At 72.2% G+C, this 14,248-nt stretch carries 13 protein-coding genes; 10 read left to right on the plus strand and 3 right to left on the minus strand.

Annotated features, from left to right (window positions below):
- The first annotated feature begins 54 nt into the window (after positions 1-54).
- A complete protein-coding gene (locus tag EDD30_RS14450; RefSeq protein ID WP_071805852.1) occupies positions 55-651 on the plus strand; it encodes a hypothetical protein in 597 nt (198 codons plus the stop codon).
- Positions 648-1,229 carry a hypothetical protein gene (locus EDD30_RS14455; protein WP_071805853.1) on the plus strand — a complete coding sequence of 194 codons (582 nt, stop codon included), beginning with the start codon at positions 648-650 and terminating at the stop codon, positions 1,227-1,229. Before EDD30_RS14450 ends, EDD30_RS14455 begins: the two co-directional genes overlap by 4 nt.
- Before the next feature lie 58 nt (positions 1,230-1,287).
- On the opposite strand, the gene EDD30_RS14460 is transcribed toward EDD30_RS14455, so the two are convergent.
- Together EDD30_RS14460 and EDD30_RS14465 are read right to left on the minus strand one after the other, a co-directional pair.
- Positions 1,288-1,647, minus strand: coding sequence for a hypothetical protein (locus EDD30_RS14460; protein WP_071805854.1), 360 nt, complete (start codon positions 1,645-1,647; stop codon positions 1,288-1,290).
- A 186-nt stretch (positions 1,648-1,833) separates the two neighbouring features.
- Positions 1,834-3,123 carry a glycoside hydrolase family 26 protein gene (locus tag EDD30_RS14465; RefSeq protein ID WP_071805855.1) on the minus strand — a complete coding sequence of 430 codons (1,290 nt, stop codon included), beginning with the start codon at positions 3,121-3,123 and terminating at the stop codon, positions 1,834-1,836.
- A gap of 155 nt (positions 3,124-3,278) precedes the next feature.
- Between EDD30_RS14465 and cysC the strand changes: the two genes are divergently transcribed.
- The 8 genes from cysC to EDD30_RS14505 all read left to right on the plus strand — a co-directional run bounded on the left by cysC (position 3,279) and on the right by EDD30_RS14505 (position 13,414).
- Positions 3,279-4,802: an adenylyl-sulfate kinase gene (gene cysC / locus EDD30_RS14470; protein WP_071805856.1), complete on the plus strand. Its 1,524-nt coding sequence runs from the start codon at positions 3,279-3,281 to the stop codon at positions 4,800-4,802.
- Positions 4,803-4,907: 105 nt separating this feature from the next.
- A complete protein-coding gene (locus EDD30_RS14475; RefSeq protein ID WP_071805857.1) occupies positions 4,908-6,656 on the plus strand; it encodes a Wzz/FepE/Etk N-terminal domain-containing protein in 1,749 nt (582 codons plus the stop codon).
- The gene (locus EDD30_RS14480) at positions 6,653-8,029 is read left to right on the plus strand and encodes an O-antigen ligase family protein (protein ID WP_084556424.1); all 1,377 of its coding nucleotides are present in this window, start codon (positions 6,653-6,655) and stop codon (positions 8,027-8,029) included. The genes EDD30_RS14475 and EDD30_RS14480 overlap by 4 nt, the downstream gene beginning before the upstream one ends.
- A complete protein-coding gene (locus tag EDD30_RS14485) occupies positions 8,019-9,245 on the plus strand; it encodes a hypothetical protein (protein ID WP_123678287.1) in 1,227 nt (408 codons plus the stop codon). Before EDD30_RS14480 ends, EDD30_RS14485 begins: the two co-directional genes overlap by 11 nt.
- Positions 9,245-10,123 (plus strand): sulfotransferase family protein, encoded by an 879-nt coding sequence (locus EDD30_RS14490; protein WP_071807226.1) that lies wholly within the window; start codon positions 9,245-9,247, stop codon positions 10,121-10,123. The genes EDD30_RS14485 and EDD30_RS14490 overlap by 1 nt, the downstream gene beginning before the upstream one ends.
- Positions 10,087-11,682 carry a lipopolysaccharide biosynthesis protein gene (locus EDD30_RS14495; RefSeq protein WP_244945244.1) on the plus strand — a complete coding sequence of 532 codons (1,596 nt, stop codon included), beginning with the start codon at positions 10,087-10,089 and terminating at the stop codon, positions 11,680-11,682. The genes EDD30_RS14490 and EDD30_RS14495 overlap by 37 nt, the downstream gene beginning before the upstream one ends.
- Positions 11,679-12,410 carry a methyltransferase domain-containing protein gene (locus EDD30_RS14500; RefSeq protein ID WP_071807228.1) on the plus strand — a complete coding sequence of 244 codons (732 nt, stop codon included), beginning with the start codon at positions 11,679-11,681 and terminating at the stop codon, positions 12,408-12,410. Before EDD30_RS14495 ends, EDD30_RS14500 begins: the two co-directional genes overlap by 4 nt.
- A complete protein-coding gene (locus EDD30_RS14505; protein ID WP_071807229.1) occupies positions 12,410-13,414 on the plus strand; it encodes a glycosyl hydrolase in 1,005 nt (334 codons plus the stop codon). The genes EDD30_RS14500 and EDD30_RS14505 overlap by 1 nt, the downstream gene beginning before the upstream one ends.
- On the opposite strand, the gene EDD30_RS14510 is transcribed toward EDD30_RS14505, so the two are convergent.
- Positions 13,401-14,198 (minus strand): WecB/TagA/CpsF family glycosyltransferase, encoded by a 798-nt coding sequence (locus EDD30_RS14510; RefSeq protein WP_071807230.1) that lies wholly within the window; start codon positions 14,196-14,198, stop codon positions 13,401-13,403. The two genes, EDD30_RS14505 and EDD30_RS14510, sit on opposite strands and share 14 nt — an antisense overlap.
- Between the last annotated feature and the right edge of the window lie 50 nt (positions 14,199-14,248).

Here is a 14,248-nt window from a genome sequence, read left to right on the forward strand (position 1 = left end):
ATGAATAACTAGAAGCCGGGCACAAGCGAGATAACGGGTCGAGGTGGACTCGCGATGGTGGATCAACGACACGTGTCGGGCCGCCACGCGGGGCAGTCACCGGCCCCGGCCTGGAAATCCCTGAGCTCCGAGGCCGCGGAGCGCCTTCTCCGGGAGATCTGCGCCCACGTGCGCGACCGCTTTCCGGACCGGATCGACGACGCGTCCATCGAGGCGCTGGTGACCGACGTCCTCGACCGATGGCAGAGTGGCCCGCTGCGCGACGCCGCCGGTGAGCCGGTCCGAGGGCTGCGGGCCGACGCCAATCGCGCCGCGCTCGCCTGGCTCAAGGAGGCCGGCAGCATCCCGGCCGGCAGTCATGAATACGACAACCTGTTCGCCGAGACGGTCTTCCACGGTCAGTTCGACGCGGCGGAGATCCGCGCGGGAATGCGGGACCTCGTGACGTCCGGCAGGGAACTCGAGTTCCGCATCGTCACGTACTACCTCGACGTCGCCGAGCTCGACGGCAAGCCACCCCTGCCGGCGGCGATCGCCCTCAGCCTGCGGACGCCGGCCCGTCCGCTCTCCAAGGAGTCCGTCGAAGACGCTCTGACGGACTTCTACAGCCTGCTGGAGTCGCGACGCTCGCGGGGGCCGGATCCCCGGTGACCAGGCAGGACGACCCGATGCTGCGTCTGGTGCGCGCCCTGCTGGAGGAGGACGCGGAGCTTCCCCCGGGCAGCTTCCAGGAGGGTTTCTCCGCGCTGCGCGACTATCTGTCGCGGCGGTTCGCGGGCCAGCTCGGCCGCGGCGACATCGAGGATCTCGCCGCCGACGCGATAGCCCAGTTCCTCGCCGCGGCCCGGCGCGACCTGGTGCTCGCGGACGGCAATCCCACCGGCTACCTGCTCAGGATCGCCATGAACAACGGCTTCGCCATGATCAGGAGAGTGGGCGGCACGGCGGTCCTCGACGGCATCGAGGCGACCCTCACCGACACCGACACGGCGGCCCGCTTCGACCGCCTGGCCACCGTCGACGTGCTCCGCCGGGCGATGGTGCGGGCCCGCCTCGACGGGGACGTCACCGCCGTCAAGGTGGCGACCTACCTGCTCGATCAGATCCAGCAGACCGGGGAGACGCCCAGCAACCGGACCACCGGCGACGCTCTGGGACTCAGCCACACCGGGGTGGCCAAGGCGCTGCGCCGGCTCAGGGGCTATCTGGCCACGGCGCTCACCGCCTGACCCGGGCGGCAGGAGTCGCGCTCGACGATCTCAGCGCCTGGAATCGTGCTCGGTGATCTCAGCGGTAGGAATTGTGCTCGGCGACGATGGCTTCCGCCAGCGAGGTGAGCCGTTCGACCTCGTCGGGCTCGGCGGGCATCGCCGCCTCGGCGATGACCTCGAAACCGAGGGTGGTCAGCCGCAGCCCGGTCTCGCCGGCCGGCCCGCTGCCGCTGCCGTCCGCCGTCGCGACGCCCGTCGACAGCAGGGCCGACCGCGAGCCGAAGGGCAGGAGCTGCACCGCGGCCTGGGCGATCGACGCCGGCGCACCGTGCAGGTCGGCGAGGAACTCGCGCAGGTCGGGAGTCAGGAATCGGAGCGCGTCGGCCGCGGACATGTCGCCCGCGTCGTCCTGCTCAGCGATGTCGGGGTGCATCATGCCGGGCTCCCTTCGCGCATCTTCATCACCTGGGTACTAGGCCGCCGGACCCCGCCGTGGAAACCGTGCCGCCGACTTTCCGTGGCCGCCGGAGCGGACCCGGGCGCTAGCCGCCGGCGTATGAACACCATTGTCGTCCGCCGGGCTCGGCGCGGCAGGGCTTTGGCGACCCGGACAAATCACCCATCATGGCAGGGTGGTGACGAGATCCACCTGGAAGATCGGCAGCTTGCCCAGCTTGCGGTACGCCGCCAGCGACTCCGGCGTCGCATCGACCGACGACTCCCGCCCCTCCTGGTTGTGCGGGGTGTCGAAGTGGACCATGGCCCGGATCTGCGGGAAGCGCCGGATCTGCCGTCCCACCTCGCGGTAGAACGCCGCCTTGTGGCCGGGATTCTTCTTCGACGACCACACGCCCCACTCGGCCACCATCAGCGGCTTGCCGGGGTGCTTCCCGGTCGCCCAGTTGTAGAAGCCGGGCCAGGTGGGCCGGGCCGAGGACTGGCGGTTGAGCAGTTCATCGAAGTCGCCGTGGCCGTAGCCGGGGTCGCTGTACGCGTACGTGTCGAAGCCGATCCAGTCCACCACGTCGTCGCCGGGATACATGTCGCTGAACCACTTCTGGCTGGTGTGAGGCACGTACGCCATATGCACCAGCACCGTCACCAGGTTGTCGACCCCGTCCGCACGCAGCCGCTGGACGACGTAGCGGAACATGCGGGAGTAGTCCTCGGCCGTGTAGCCCGAGCCGGCCTTCTCCTTGACGTTGTCCTCAGCCTCGTGATGGACGGTGAAGAAGAACTCCTCCGGGAACTCCTTCTTGATGTGGGCGGCGAGCTTGTCCAGGAACTTGTCCGTCGCCTTGTCACCCTGGGCGATCTTCGCCCATGACGTGCCGCGCGGCTTCCAGTTGAGGAAGAGGATGCGCTCCCGGCCCGGCTCGCGGGCGATCGCCACCTCCTCCTTGGTCGGGAAGAGCTGGTTGTTGCCGCGGTGGTACGCGTGGAACACGTCCTGGTGCCGCTCGGTCTTCTCCTCGAAGCGCGCCAGTGCCTGCCTGCCCCGCGTGTCCGTGAAGGCTCCCGGCGCAACACCCCAGAGGACCCCACAGGTGGGAACGAGCTTCTTCCCTGTACGGCAGGAGCCGGCCGGCGCCGGTGCCGCGGGGCCGGCGGAGGCGGTCCCGGCGGCGGAGGGTGACGCCGACGGCGGCAGCGAGGGTGCGCCGGAGGCCGGCGGCGCCCCGGGCAACATCGGCACGCCCGGCTCGACGGGCGGCGGCAGTCCCCGGGACGCCCCCGGCGCCGAGCTCGCGGCCGGCCCGGGAAGCACGACCGGGTCGGGGCCGTAGGGCAGGCCGATCTGGTCGACGCCCCCGGTCCACGCCCACGAAAGGGTGGCGACGACCGAAATGCTGAAGACGGTCGTGATGGCGGCGAGGTGCAGGAAGCGGCTGCGGCGCGGTCCACGTCTCACGATCGCCCAGTATCGGCATTAAAATCCCTTTTGTCGACTACCCGACCTCGCGGAGCCACGTCGACCGTCGAGAACGGACGGACCCCGAGCCCCGCTCGACCTTGAGGAGCCCGGCTGCGAAACTGTCCTCAAAGTCACTGCAGGGGGAGTCTTAGGTGAACGACGGTTCTGTGCTGCCCGAGGACGTCATGCGTGACGCGCCGACGTACACGCCGCGCGCGCACGAACTCGCCGACCTCGAGCTGCTGCTGGCCGGGGCGTACACGCCGCTGACCGGCTTCCTCGGCCGCGCCGACCTGCAGTCCGTGCGCCGGCGCGGCCGCCTCACCGACGGCACGTCGTGGCCGGTCGCGGTCACCCTGGAGATTCCCGCCGAGCTCGCCAACGGCCTGGACCTCGACGATCCACTGCGGCGCACGGTCGTGCTGACCGACCCCGAGGGCGCGCCGGTCGCCGCCATCGAGATCTCCGACGCCTGGCCCACGACCGAGGGACGGTACGCGGTCGGCGGCACGGTGCGCCGGATGGGCGACGGCGGGCACGGCCCGTTCCAGCGGCTGCGCCGGACCCCCGAGGAGGTCAAGGCGCTGCTGCCGCCCGGGCGCGTCCTCGGCGTCATCGCGGACCGCCCGCTGCACCGCCCCCAGCTCGCGCAGATCGCGCACGCCGCCCGTACCCTCGCCGCCCACCTGCTGATCTTCGTACCCGTCACCGGTCCGGGCCCCGACGGTCTGCCCCCGGAGGCGCTGGTCCGCGCGATCTTCGCGGCCCGCGACCGGATGCCGCCGGCGACCATCGTCGCGGTCCCGCTGATGACCCGGGGCGACGAGATGCGCGACGCGCTGCTGCGGGCGCGGGTCGCCGCCGCGTACGGCGTCACCCACGTGCTGTCCACCGGCGAGATGCTCTCCGGCGCCGGGCTGCGGGTGCTGGTGCCCCGCGAGCTGGCGTACGACAACCGCGACGGCCAGTGGCGCTGGCGCGACGACATCCCCCCGCGCAACCGCCGCCTGGCGATGTCCGCCGCGGAGATCGACGACCTGCTGGACCGGGGGTTCCCGCTGCCCGAGTGGCACACCCCGCCCGCGGTCGCCAAGGAGCTGACCCGGGTCCGCCCGCCGCGTCGGCACCGGGGGCTGGTCGTCTTCTTCACCGGCTTCTCCGGCTCCGGAAAGTCCACGATCGCCCGCGGGCTGGCCGACACCCTGCGCGAGAGCGGCGAGCGGACCATCACGTTCCTCGACGGCGACGTGGTGCGCCGGGAGCTCTCGGCCGGGTTGGGGTTCAGCCGGGCCGACCGGGACCGCAACGTGCGACGCATCGGCTGGGTGGCGGCCGAGGTCGCGCGCCACCGCGGCATGGCGGTCGCGTGCCCCATCGCCCCGTACGAGGACGCCCGCGCGGCCGTGCGGAAGATGGCGGCCGACGCCGGGGCCGGCTTCGTGCTGGTGCACGTGGCGACCCCGCTGGAGGTCTGCGAGCAGCGCGACCGCAAGGGTCTCTACGCCCGCGCCCGGGCCGGTCAGCTCCGCGGCATGACGGGCGTCGACGACCCCTACGAGGTGCCCACCGACGCCGAGCTGGTGGTCGATACCACGGGCATGACGGTGCCGGAGGCCATCGATCTCGTGCTGGCCCACCTCGTGGAGAACGGCTGGGTGGAGCCGGAGATGAAGTAACCGGTCGAGGCGGAGTAGTTACGCATCGGCGTACGGGCCGTTTACCCCTCGGGGGCGAAACGCCCGATTGCCGACAACTCCGCCTGCGAAAGGGCCGCCGTACCGATGGAAGCGACTCGCCCGGTGTCCGCCGACCTCTCCCACTACCTGGGGGTGTTCCGCCGGCACTGGTGGGTCGTGGTGGCCGCCACCGGGGCCGGCCTCGGTATCGGTGCCGCCATCACCCAGACCCTGCCCAGGGTCTACGAGTCCTCCACATCGGTGCTCGTGCAGGCCGTCGACCAGGACACCAACGCCTCCGGTGGCCGCACCAAGGGCACGATCAACCTCGACACCGAGGCCCAGCTCGTCGGCTCCGGCGCGGTGGCGGCGAAGGCGGCGGCGCTGCTGCGTTCCCCCGTCTCGCCGATCGAGCTGGCCAAGCGCGTCTCGGTCGAGGTGCCGGCCAACACCACGGTGCTGGTGATCCGCTTCGAGGCCGACAACCCGAAGGACGCCCAGGCCGGGTCGCACGCGTTCGCGGAGGCGTACCTGCGCAACCGGGAGGAGAGTGCACGCTCCGGTCTGGACCAGCGGATCAAGACGCTCAGCCTCAAGGTCAAGCAGCTCACCACGACGCTGACGAGCCTCAACAACCGGCTGGCGAAGGCGGCCAGCGGCAGCTCTGAGCGCAGCAACCTGGAGAGCCTGCGAGGCAACTCGCAGAACCAGCTCAACAATCTGACCGGCCGGCTCAACGAACTGACCACGGCCACCGTCGGCGCGGGCAACATCATCAGCGACGCCCGCGAGCCGGAGGAGCCCACCAGCCCGAACACGATGCTCAACATCGCGGCCGGCGCGATGATCGGCCTGATCGCCGGGCTCGGCCTGGCGTTCGTCCGGGAGCGCTTCGACCGTCGGCTGCGGACCGCCGCCGACGTCCGGGACCGCGGCCGCGTGCCGGTGCTCGCCGCGCTGGACGAGCGCACCACCCCGCACTTCGACGACGTGCTGCAGCCGTACGGTCCGGGCGGCCGGGTCTTCAACCGCCTCCGCAACGAGATCCTGGCCAGCCTGAACGCGGGCGATCAGATCATCGTCGTCACCGGCGCCAGCCGCGGCTCGGCCACCACGCTCGTCGCCGCCAACCTGGCCGCCGCGCTGGCGCGTACGGGCAGCGACGTGGTCCTCATGGGCGCGCATCTGCCGGACAGCGTCCTCGACGCCGCGCCGCTGGCCCGCATGCTCGGGGTCTCCGCGATGCCCGGCCTGTCCGACCTGCTCGCCGGCCGCATCGGGCTCGCGAAGGCGTTGCAGCGGACCCCGCGGATTCCGTCGCTGCGGGTCATCACGACCGGTGGCGCCGCGACCGCGGCGGGCCTGATGCAGTCGCAGCGGCTGCGCGACACGCTGGAGGCGCTGCGCCGGCAGACCGGGTACGTCGTCATCGAGGCCCCGTCCACCAACAGCAGCGCCGACGCGCAGAGCCTGGCCAGCCTCGCCGACGCCGCCATCCTCGCGGTCGAGCTGCGCCGGGCGAAGCGGCCCGCCCTGCTCGACGCGGCCGAACAGCTCAGCCGGGTCGGCACGCCGTTGCTCGGCGCCGTGGTGTTGCCCCAGCTCACCGGCGTGCGGCGGTCCGCGGCCGAGGAGATCCTGCCGGTGGTGGCGCTGAGCGCGCAGAAGCCGGCCGAGCCCGCGGCCATCGACGATGACCGCACCCAGCCGCTGCGCCTGCCGCAGGGCGGCCCGGTCCGGCCACCCCGGCAGGGCGACGGCACCGAGGACGTCACCGCGGTGATCGACCTGACCCCTGCGGCCAAGCCCTCCCCCACCGCGGCCCGGATCACCGAGAAGCCGGACGACAAGTGACCCTGGTCGTCCCGGGCGCGAAGCAGCGGGCGGCACACGGCACGGCACCGCAACGACCCATCTCACTGCCGGCGTGGCCGGTCGCGAGCGTGCTCGCGCTCTATCCCCTGTGGTGGGCGCTGGGCCTCGGCGTCCTGATCTTCCCGATCATGGCCGTGCCGATGCTGGTCCTCCTGCTGCGGCGCCGGGCCGCCGGGCGCCCGCTGCGGCTGCCGCCCGGGTTCGGCTGGTGGGCGCTGTTCCTCGCGGCCGTCGTCATCAGCATCGCCGCGCTCGGCGCCGACCCGGCCGGGACGGTGGTCGAGCACGCGAGCGACCGCCTGGTCGCAGTCCTCTACCGGCTCTGCATGTACGCGTCCCTGACCATCCTGCTCGTCTACACCGGCAACCTCACCGAGGAGGAGCTGCCCCGCCGTCGCCTGGCGAAGCTGCTCGGCTGGCTCTTCGTGGTGACGGTGGCCGGGGGCCTGCTGGGCATGGTCGCAGGCCGGTTCGAGTTCACCTCGCCGGTGGAGTGGTTGCTGCCGGGCGGCATACGCAGCAAGGGATTCGTGCAGTCGCTGGTGCACCCGTACGCGGCGCAGATCATGGACCTGGTCGGCGGCGAGAAGCCTCGCCCGGCCGCGCCCTGGGGTTACACCAACACCTGGGGCAACAACTTCTGCCTCCTGATGGGCTGGCTGGTGGTGGCCGCCTGGGCGACCCGCCGTACCCGGGACAAGGTGCTCGCGGTGCTGTGCCTCGCCGTCGCGATCGTGCCCGCGGTCGTCTCCCTCAACCGCGGGCTGTGGATCGGCATCGGGGTCGTCGTCTGCTACGTGGCGGCCCGCTACGTGCTGATGGGTCGTTTGTGGATCATCGGCGCGGTCGTGCTGGCCGCCGCCGGGCTCGTCCTCGCCCTGCTGGCCACCCCGCTGGGCGACGTGGTCGACGCGCGGCTGGACAACGGCAAGTCCAACGGCGTGCGCTCGTTCCTCATCGACCGGGCCATGGACGGGTTCGTGGACTCGCCGGTCGTGGGCTACGGCTCGACCCGCAACACGATCGGCGGCCGCAATTCGATCGCCGTCGGCGAGAGTTCGGAGTGCGAGCGCTGCGGCAACTTCACCGTCGGCGGCAACGGCCAGCTCTGGCAGCTCATGTACGCCCACGGCACCGTCGGCACCGTCGCCTACCTGACCTTCTTCGGGTTCGGCCTGTGGCGCTTCCGGCGGGACCGCACGCCGATCGGGATCGCCGGCAGCGCCGCCATCGTGAGCTCGTTCGCGGCGATGCTCTGGTACAACGCGATCCCCACCCCCCTGGCGTTCATGTTCCTGGCCTACGCGCTGCTCTGGCGCAACCACATCGAGGGGGACGCACATGCCCGTTAAGACCGCGCCGGCCGAGCTGACCGCCGGCGACTCGGCGCTGCGCGCGCAGTACCTGGCCGAGGTGCTCGCTCTCCTCTACCCGGCGCCCTGCTCCACCGACGACCGGCGCGGCGAGCCGATCGCCGAGTACCTCGTCGTCCCGGACGCCCGGCGGCCCCGGCTGCTGGTGCCGACCACGTCCCGCCGGGTCGCCGCCGCCGCCGTCCGCCGCTATGCCGAGCCGCAGTCCCGCGCCGCCCGGCTCAAGCGCGACGCGGTGGTGGCCGCCGTGCGTACCGGCGCCTCCAGCGTGCTGCTGCGCGACCGGGTGCGGGTCACCGGGCCGGCGCGGGAGAGCATCGACGGCTACCTGCGCGAGGCGCTGGGCCGGGACCTTTCGATGAGCATCCACATCGGACCGGCTCGGGCCAATCGCAAGCCGGTGCTGCAGCTCATCAGCCCCGACGGCGAGACCTTCGGCTTCGGCAAGCTCGGCACCGGACCGCTGACCCAGCGCCTGGTGCGGGCCGAGACCGCCGCGCTGACCGCGCTCGGCACGGTGGGGCTGTCCAAGCTCACCGTGCCCCGGGTGCTGCATGCCGGGCAGTGGCGCGGCTCCCAGGTGCTGATCCAGTCGGCTCTGCCGGTGTGGCTTCCGCGGGCACCGCTGACCCCGCGCCGGCTCACCGCGGCGATGTACGAGATCGCCGGGTGCTGCGGGTACACCAACGGCACGCTGGTCGGCAGCGCCTACTGGGCCGAGCTGCGCGGTCGCCTCGCGGCGGTGGCCGACCGCTCCGAGGGAGTCGAGCTGGCCGCGGCCGCGGAGCTGCTCGCGGCGCACGCCGGAGACTCCGTGCTGCGCTACGGCTCCTGGCACGGCGACTGGGCGCCGTGGAACATGGCGAATCTCGCCGACGCGCTGCTGGTCTGGGACTGGGAGCGGTTCACCAAGGGCGTGCCGGTCGGCTTCGACGCCATCCACTACGAGTTGCAGCGCCGGATCCAGTCCAGCGGGGACGCGGAAGGCGCGGTGGAGACCACCGTACGCCGCGCCGGTGAGCTCCTCCATCCGTTCCGGGTCGCGCCGGAGGCCCGGGAGCTGACCGCCCTGCTCTACCTCGTCGACCTCGCCGCTCGTTATCTGGCCGACCGGCAGGCCGAGGCGGGCGCCCGCCTCGGCGTGCTGGGGACGTGGCTGCTGCCCGTACTGATTCGAAGGGTGGAGAAGCTCTGATGGATGTCCGCAAGGTTCCGTCGCCCGTCAAGCGGGTCGTGCACCTCGGTTCGCGCTCGTACGGCAGGCTGACCGCGCCCCGCCGGATGACGCCGTCGTTCCTCATCTGCGGCGGGCAGCGCTGCGGCACCACCTCGCTCTACCGGGCGCTCGCCGCGCATCCGGCGGTGCTCAAGGCGGTGCTGCACAAGGGCGTGCACTACTTCGACGTGTCGTACGAGCGCGGCATGTCCTGGTACAAGGCGCACTTCCCCACGCAGCGGCAGGCCGACAAGGTCTACGACACGTACGGGGTCCCCGCGCAGACGTTCGAGTCGAGCCCCTACTACATGTACCACCCGCAGGCCGCCGCACGGATCGCCGCCGACCTGCCCGGCACGAAGCTCGTGGTGCTGGTCCGCGACCCGGTGGAACGGGCGTACTCGCAGCACCACCACGAGGTGGCGCGGGGCTTCGAGAACGAGCGCAACTTCGGCAACGCCCTTGCTCTGGAGCCCGCCCGGCTGCACCGCCAGGAGGAGCGGCTCGCGGCGGATCCGGCCTACTACTCGTTCGCGCATCAGCACCAGGCCTACCGCGCCCGTGGCGAGTATGCCCGCTACCTGAGCGTCATGGCGCAGCACGTCGGCCGGGAACGCATCCACGTGGTGGAGAGCGAGCGGTTCTTCCGCGAGCCCGAACAGGTCTACGACGAGGTGTGCGCGTTCCTCGGCCTGCCGATCAACCTCGGCCATCCGCCCTTCGAGCGGCACAACGCCCGGCCTCGACAGTCCGACATGGACCCCGGCATCCGCCGGGAGCTGTCGAGCCACTACGCCTCGCACGACGAGGCCCTGATGACGTGGCTGAGTCGCGTACCCATCTGGCGTTCCTCATGACCGTCGTCGCCACCGAGGCTCCACCGGAGCGGGGTACGCGGGGGGCCGCCCGCGGTGGCCTGGCGAACATGGCGGGTTCGGCGCTGGCTGGCGGCACCGGAGTCGTGGTCACCTGGATCGTCGCGCGGGGCCTCGGCGCCGAGCAGGCCGGCGCCTTCTTCGCGGCCACCGCGGCGTTCGTCCTCGTCGGCGGGTGCGCGAAGCTCGGCACCCAGACCGGCCTGGTGTACTGGCCCGCGCGGCTGCGGGCCACCGGGCGTGAGCATCTGCTCGGCGCCTGCCTGCGGACCGGCCTGACGCCGGTGCTCGTGCTGGCGACCCTGCTGGGCGCCGCGATGTGGATCGCGGCGCCCTCCATCGCGCACCTGACCGCCGCCGGATCGCCGCACGTGGTCGCCGAGCACATCGCCGGGCTGCGGATCCTCGCGCTGTTCCTGCCCCTGCAGGCCCTGACCGACACGCTGCTGACGGCCACCCGCGGCTACAAGGCCATGCGCCCGACCGTGACCCTCGACCGCGTCCTGCGCAGCGCGCTGCAGTTGCTGTGCGTCGGCGCGGCCGGAGTGGCCACGCTCTGGGTCGGCGTCACGCTGCCCGCGTTCGCCCTGGCATGGGCGGTACCGTACCTGCCGGTGACGGTCCTGGCGGCCGTGGCGTTGCGCAGGATCTACCTGACCGGCAAGCCGGCGCGCTTCCGCAGCCGGCGCAGCGAGCGCCTCGACCTGCGCCGCGACTTCTGGCGCTTCACCGGGCCACGCGCGCTGGCCAGCGTCGCCCAACTCGCCCTGCAACGCGTCGACGTGTTGCTGGTGGCGGCGCTCGCCGGACTGGCGCCGGCCGCGGTCTACGCGGTCGCCGGGCGCTTCGTCGTCCTGATCCAGTTCGCCAACCAGGGCATCTCCCAGTCGGTGCAGCCGCGGCTCGCGGAGGCGCTGGCGGTCGGCGACCGGCGGACCGCGAACCACCTGTACCAGACGGCGACCGGCTGGCTCGTGCTCGTCACCTGGCCGATCAACCTGATGGTGATCCTCCTGGCCCCGGTCTACCTCGGACTGTTCGGCCCGGGGTACCGCTCGGGCACACCGGTGGTCGTGGTGCTGGCCTGCGCGATGCTCTTCGCCACCGGCTGCGGCATGGTCGACATGGTGCTCGCCATGGCCGGACGCACCTCGTGGAACCTCGCCAACGTCCTGGTCGCCCTGGTCGTGACGGTCGGCCTGGACGTGCTCCTGATTCCCCGGTACGGCGCGCTGGGCGCCGCGATCGGGCTGGCCTGCGCGCTCATGGCGAACAACCTGCTGCCGCTCGTTCAGGTCGGCCGGGCCGCGCGGCTGCACCCGTTCGGCCGCGGCACGCTCGCCGCCGCCGCCCTGTCGGTGGCGTGCTTCGGCGTGCTCCCGAGAGCGGTGCTCGCGGTGGCCGGCTCCGGTCCGGCCGCCCTGGCGCTCGCGTCCGGGCTCGCCGTGGCCGCGTTCGGCGCCGGCGCGTGGCTGCTGCGCGGCCGGCTCGCCCTCGGGGCCTTCAATCCCCGCCAACTCTCGTCAAGGAGGACCGATTGACCACCGACTACACCAAGGTGTTCCAGGACGCGGACGCAGTCGACAAGTACGAGCACGTGACGTACGCGCCGGACAGCTACGCCTCGCAGATCAACGAGCGGCAGCAGGCGTACCTGCGCAAGCTCGTGCAGCGGGAGTTCGGCGCGAAGCTGCCCGTCCAGCATGACTTCGCCTGCGGGACCGGCCGCGCCATCCGGACCCTGCACGGCCTGGTCCGCGAGGCGCACGGCTACGACACCTCGGCCGAGATGATGGCCAAGGCCGAGGAGGTCGGCTCGCGGGCGCGGTGGCACCAGATCCCCCCGGACGGCCCGGTGCCGAACCCGGTGCCGGCCGGGCACCCGGCGATCGTCACCATGTTCCGGCTGTTGCTCAACGTCGACGAGGCGGTCCGCGACCGGGCCGTCGCCTTCGCCGCGAAGGCGCTGCCGACGCCGGACGCCGGGCTGCTCGTGGTGGAGAACCACGGCAACGCCGGTTCGCTGCGCCACCTGCGGGCCCGGCGGCACTCCGGTGAGCGCTGGTTCGCCGAGCTTTCCCATGCCGAGGTCGAGCGGCTGCTGGACCGGCACGGCTTCGAGATCGCCGAGCGGCGCGGCTTCTCCATGCTCACCGAGTCGCTGAACGGCAATCCGCTGGCCCGGGCCGCCGACGCGGCGGCGCGCGCGCTGCCCGGCACGGACGGGTTCGCGGTCAACGTGCTCTACGTGGCGCGCCGGAAGAAGTAATGGCCGCACGCCGCGCTGCCGCCCTGCTGGGGCTGATCGTGCTCGTGCTCGCCGGCTGCACCTCGCACCGGCGGGCCGAGCCCGCTCCGACGCCGTCGCCCGATCTGACGAGCCCGCCGCCCGCGGTCGCGGTGAACCCGGGGCCGTTCGAGGCGGGACCGTTCGAGGCGCCGTCGTCCGGCGCGTACCTGGGCGCGTGGATCAAGCCGGAGGCGCTGACCCATGCGGGCCGGGTGGAGGCCGTGGACGGCCTCGAACGCAACCTCGGCCGGCGGCTGGACATCGTCAACACGTACCGCCGCTTCGAGCAGCTCGTCGGCACCGAGTCGGACGCGGAGTTCCTGGCCCAGGACGCCACGCTGATGGTGAGCTGGGCGACCGGCGACAACCGCTCGATCGTCGCGGGCGAGCACGACCGGCTGATCCGCCAGCAGGCCCGCGCGATCCGCAAGGTGCGCAAGCCGCTGCTGCTGCGGATCCGCTGGGAGATGGACCGGCCCAACCTGCGGGCCACGATGTGGTCCGGCGAGGATTACATCGCCGCGTACAAACACATCCGGGAGATCTTCGCGCAGGAGCGTACGAAGAACGTCTCGTGGGTCTGGTGCCCGACGGCGGAGGGCTTCATCCGCGGCGACGCGCCGGCCTTCTACCCCGGCGACGACCACGTCGACTGGACCTGCGTGGACGTGTACGCCGGCAACCTCTTCCAACCGATAGGCCGGCTCATGGGCCCGTTCCTGCAGTGGGCCGCCCAGCGCCCCAAGCCGATCGTCATCGGCGAGTTCGGCGTGGCGAAGGCCTGGGGACCGGACGGGCGGGCGGCCTGGCTGCGCGACGCCCAGCGCACCTTCAAGGCCAACCCGCAGATCAAGGCGGTCGTGTACTTCGAGAGCGATCCCGAGGGCAACGGGCCGAACCAGCAGTTCCAGCTCACCGGGGACCGGCCCGCCTTCCAGGCCTTCGCCCGGCTGACGAAGGACCCCTACTTCAATCCGGAGTGACCTGCGCGCGCCGGCTCGCCTGGGCCAGCAGCCGGAGCGCGTACGGGGCGTCGTGCTTGAGGTATCTCCCGGCCAGCCGGCGCGGCTCGGTGCCGATCCGGTGCGCCCATTCCAGGCCGGTGCGCTGCATCCAGCGCGGCGCCCGTTCCACGTCGCCGGCCACGAAGTTGACCGCCGCGCCGCAGCCCACGAACCAGGCACGGGGCATGGTCTCCCGCAGCCGGGTGACGACCTCCTCCTGCTTGGGGAAGCCTAGGCCGACGAAGACCAGGTCGGGTTCGGCGCCGGCGATCTTGGCGCACACGTCCGCATATGCCTGCTCGTCGGACTCGAAGCCGAAGGGTGGGCAGAGCGTGCCCGCGACGCGCAGGCCCGCGCATTCGGCGGCGAGCCGGTCCGCAGCCCGGGTGGCGCCGTCCGGAACGCCGTCGTTCTCCGGCCGCCCGCCGACGACGAAGACGGACCGGCGGTCGTGCCCGAGGCCGCGCGACAGCGACCAGATGAGGCTGCTGCCGGCGACCCGTTCGGGCAGCGGCGTGCCGCTCAGCTTGCTGGCCCAGACGAGCGGCATGCCGTCGGCGACGATGAGGTCGGCGTCGTCGAGGTAGCCGCGGACCCGGTCGTCCACCCGCGACTGCCGCAGGATGTCGACGTTGGGAGTGACGATGCGGCCGCCGCGGCCGGCCGCGATCGCCTCGCGGACCACGGCGACCACCTCGCCCTCGGTCATCGGGTCGAAACCGGTTCCGTCGAGCTGGACACGGTCGAAAGCGTCGATTGACAACGCAACGCCTCCTTCAGGCTTGTTCGCTCGTTATAGGAGCGAAACGAGCG

The sequence above is a fragment of the Couchioplanes caeruleus genome (assembly GCF_003751945.1).
Taxonomy (GTDB): domain Bacteria; phylum Actinomycetota; class Actinomycetes; order Mycobacteriales; family Micromonosporaceae; genus Actinoplanes; species Actinoplanes caeruleus.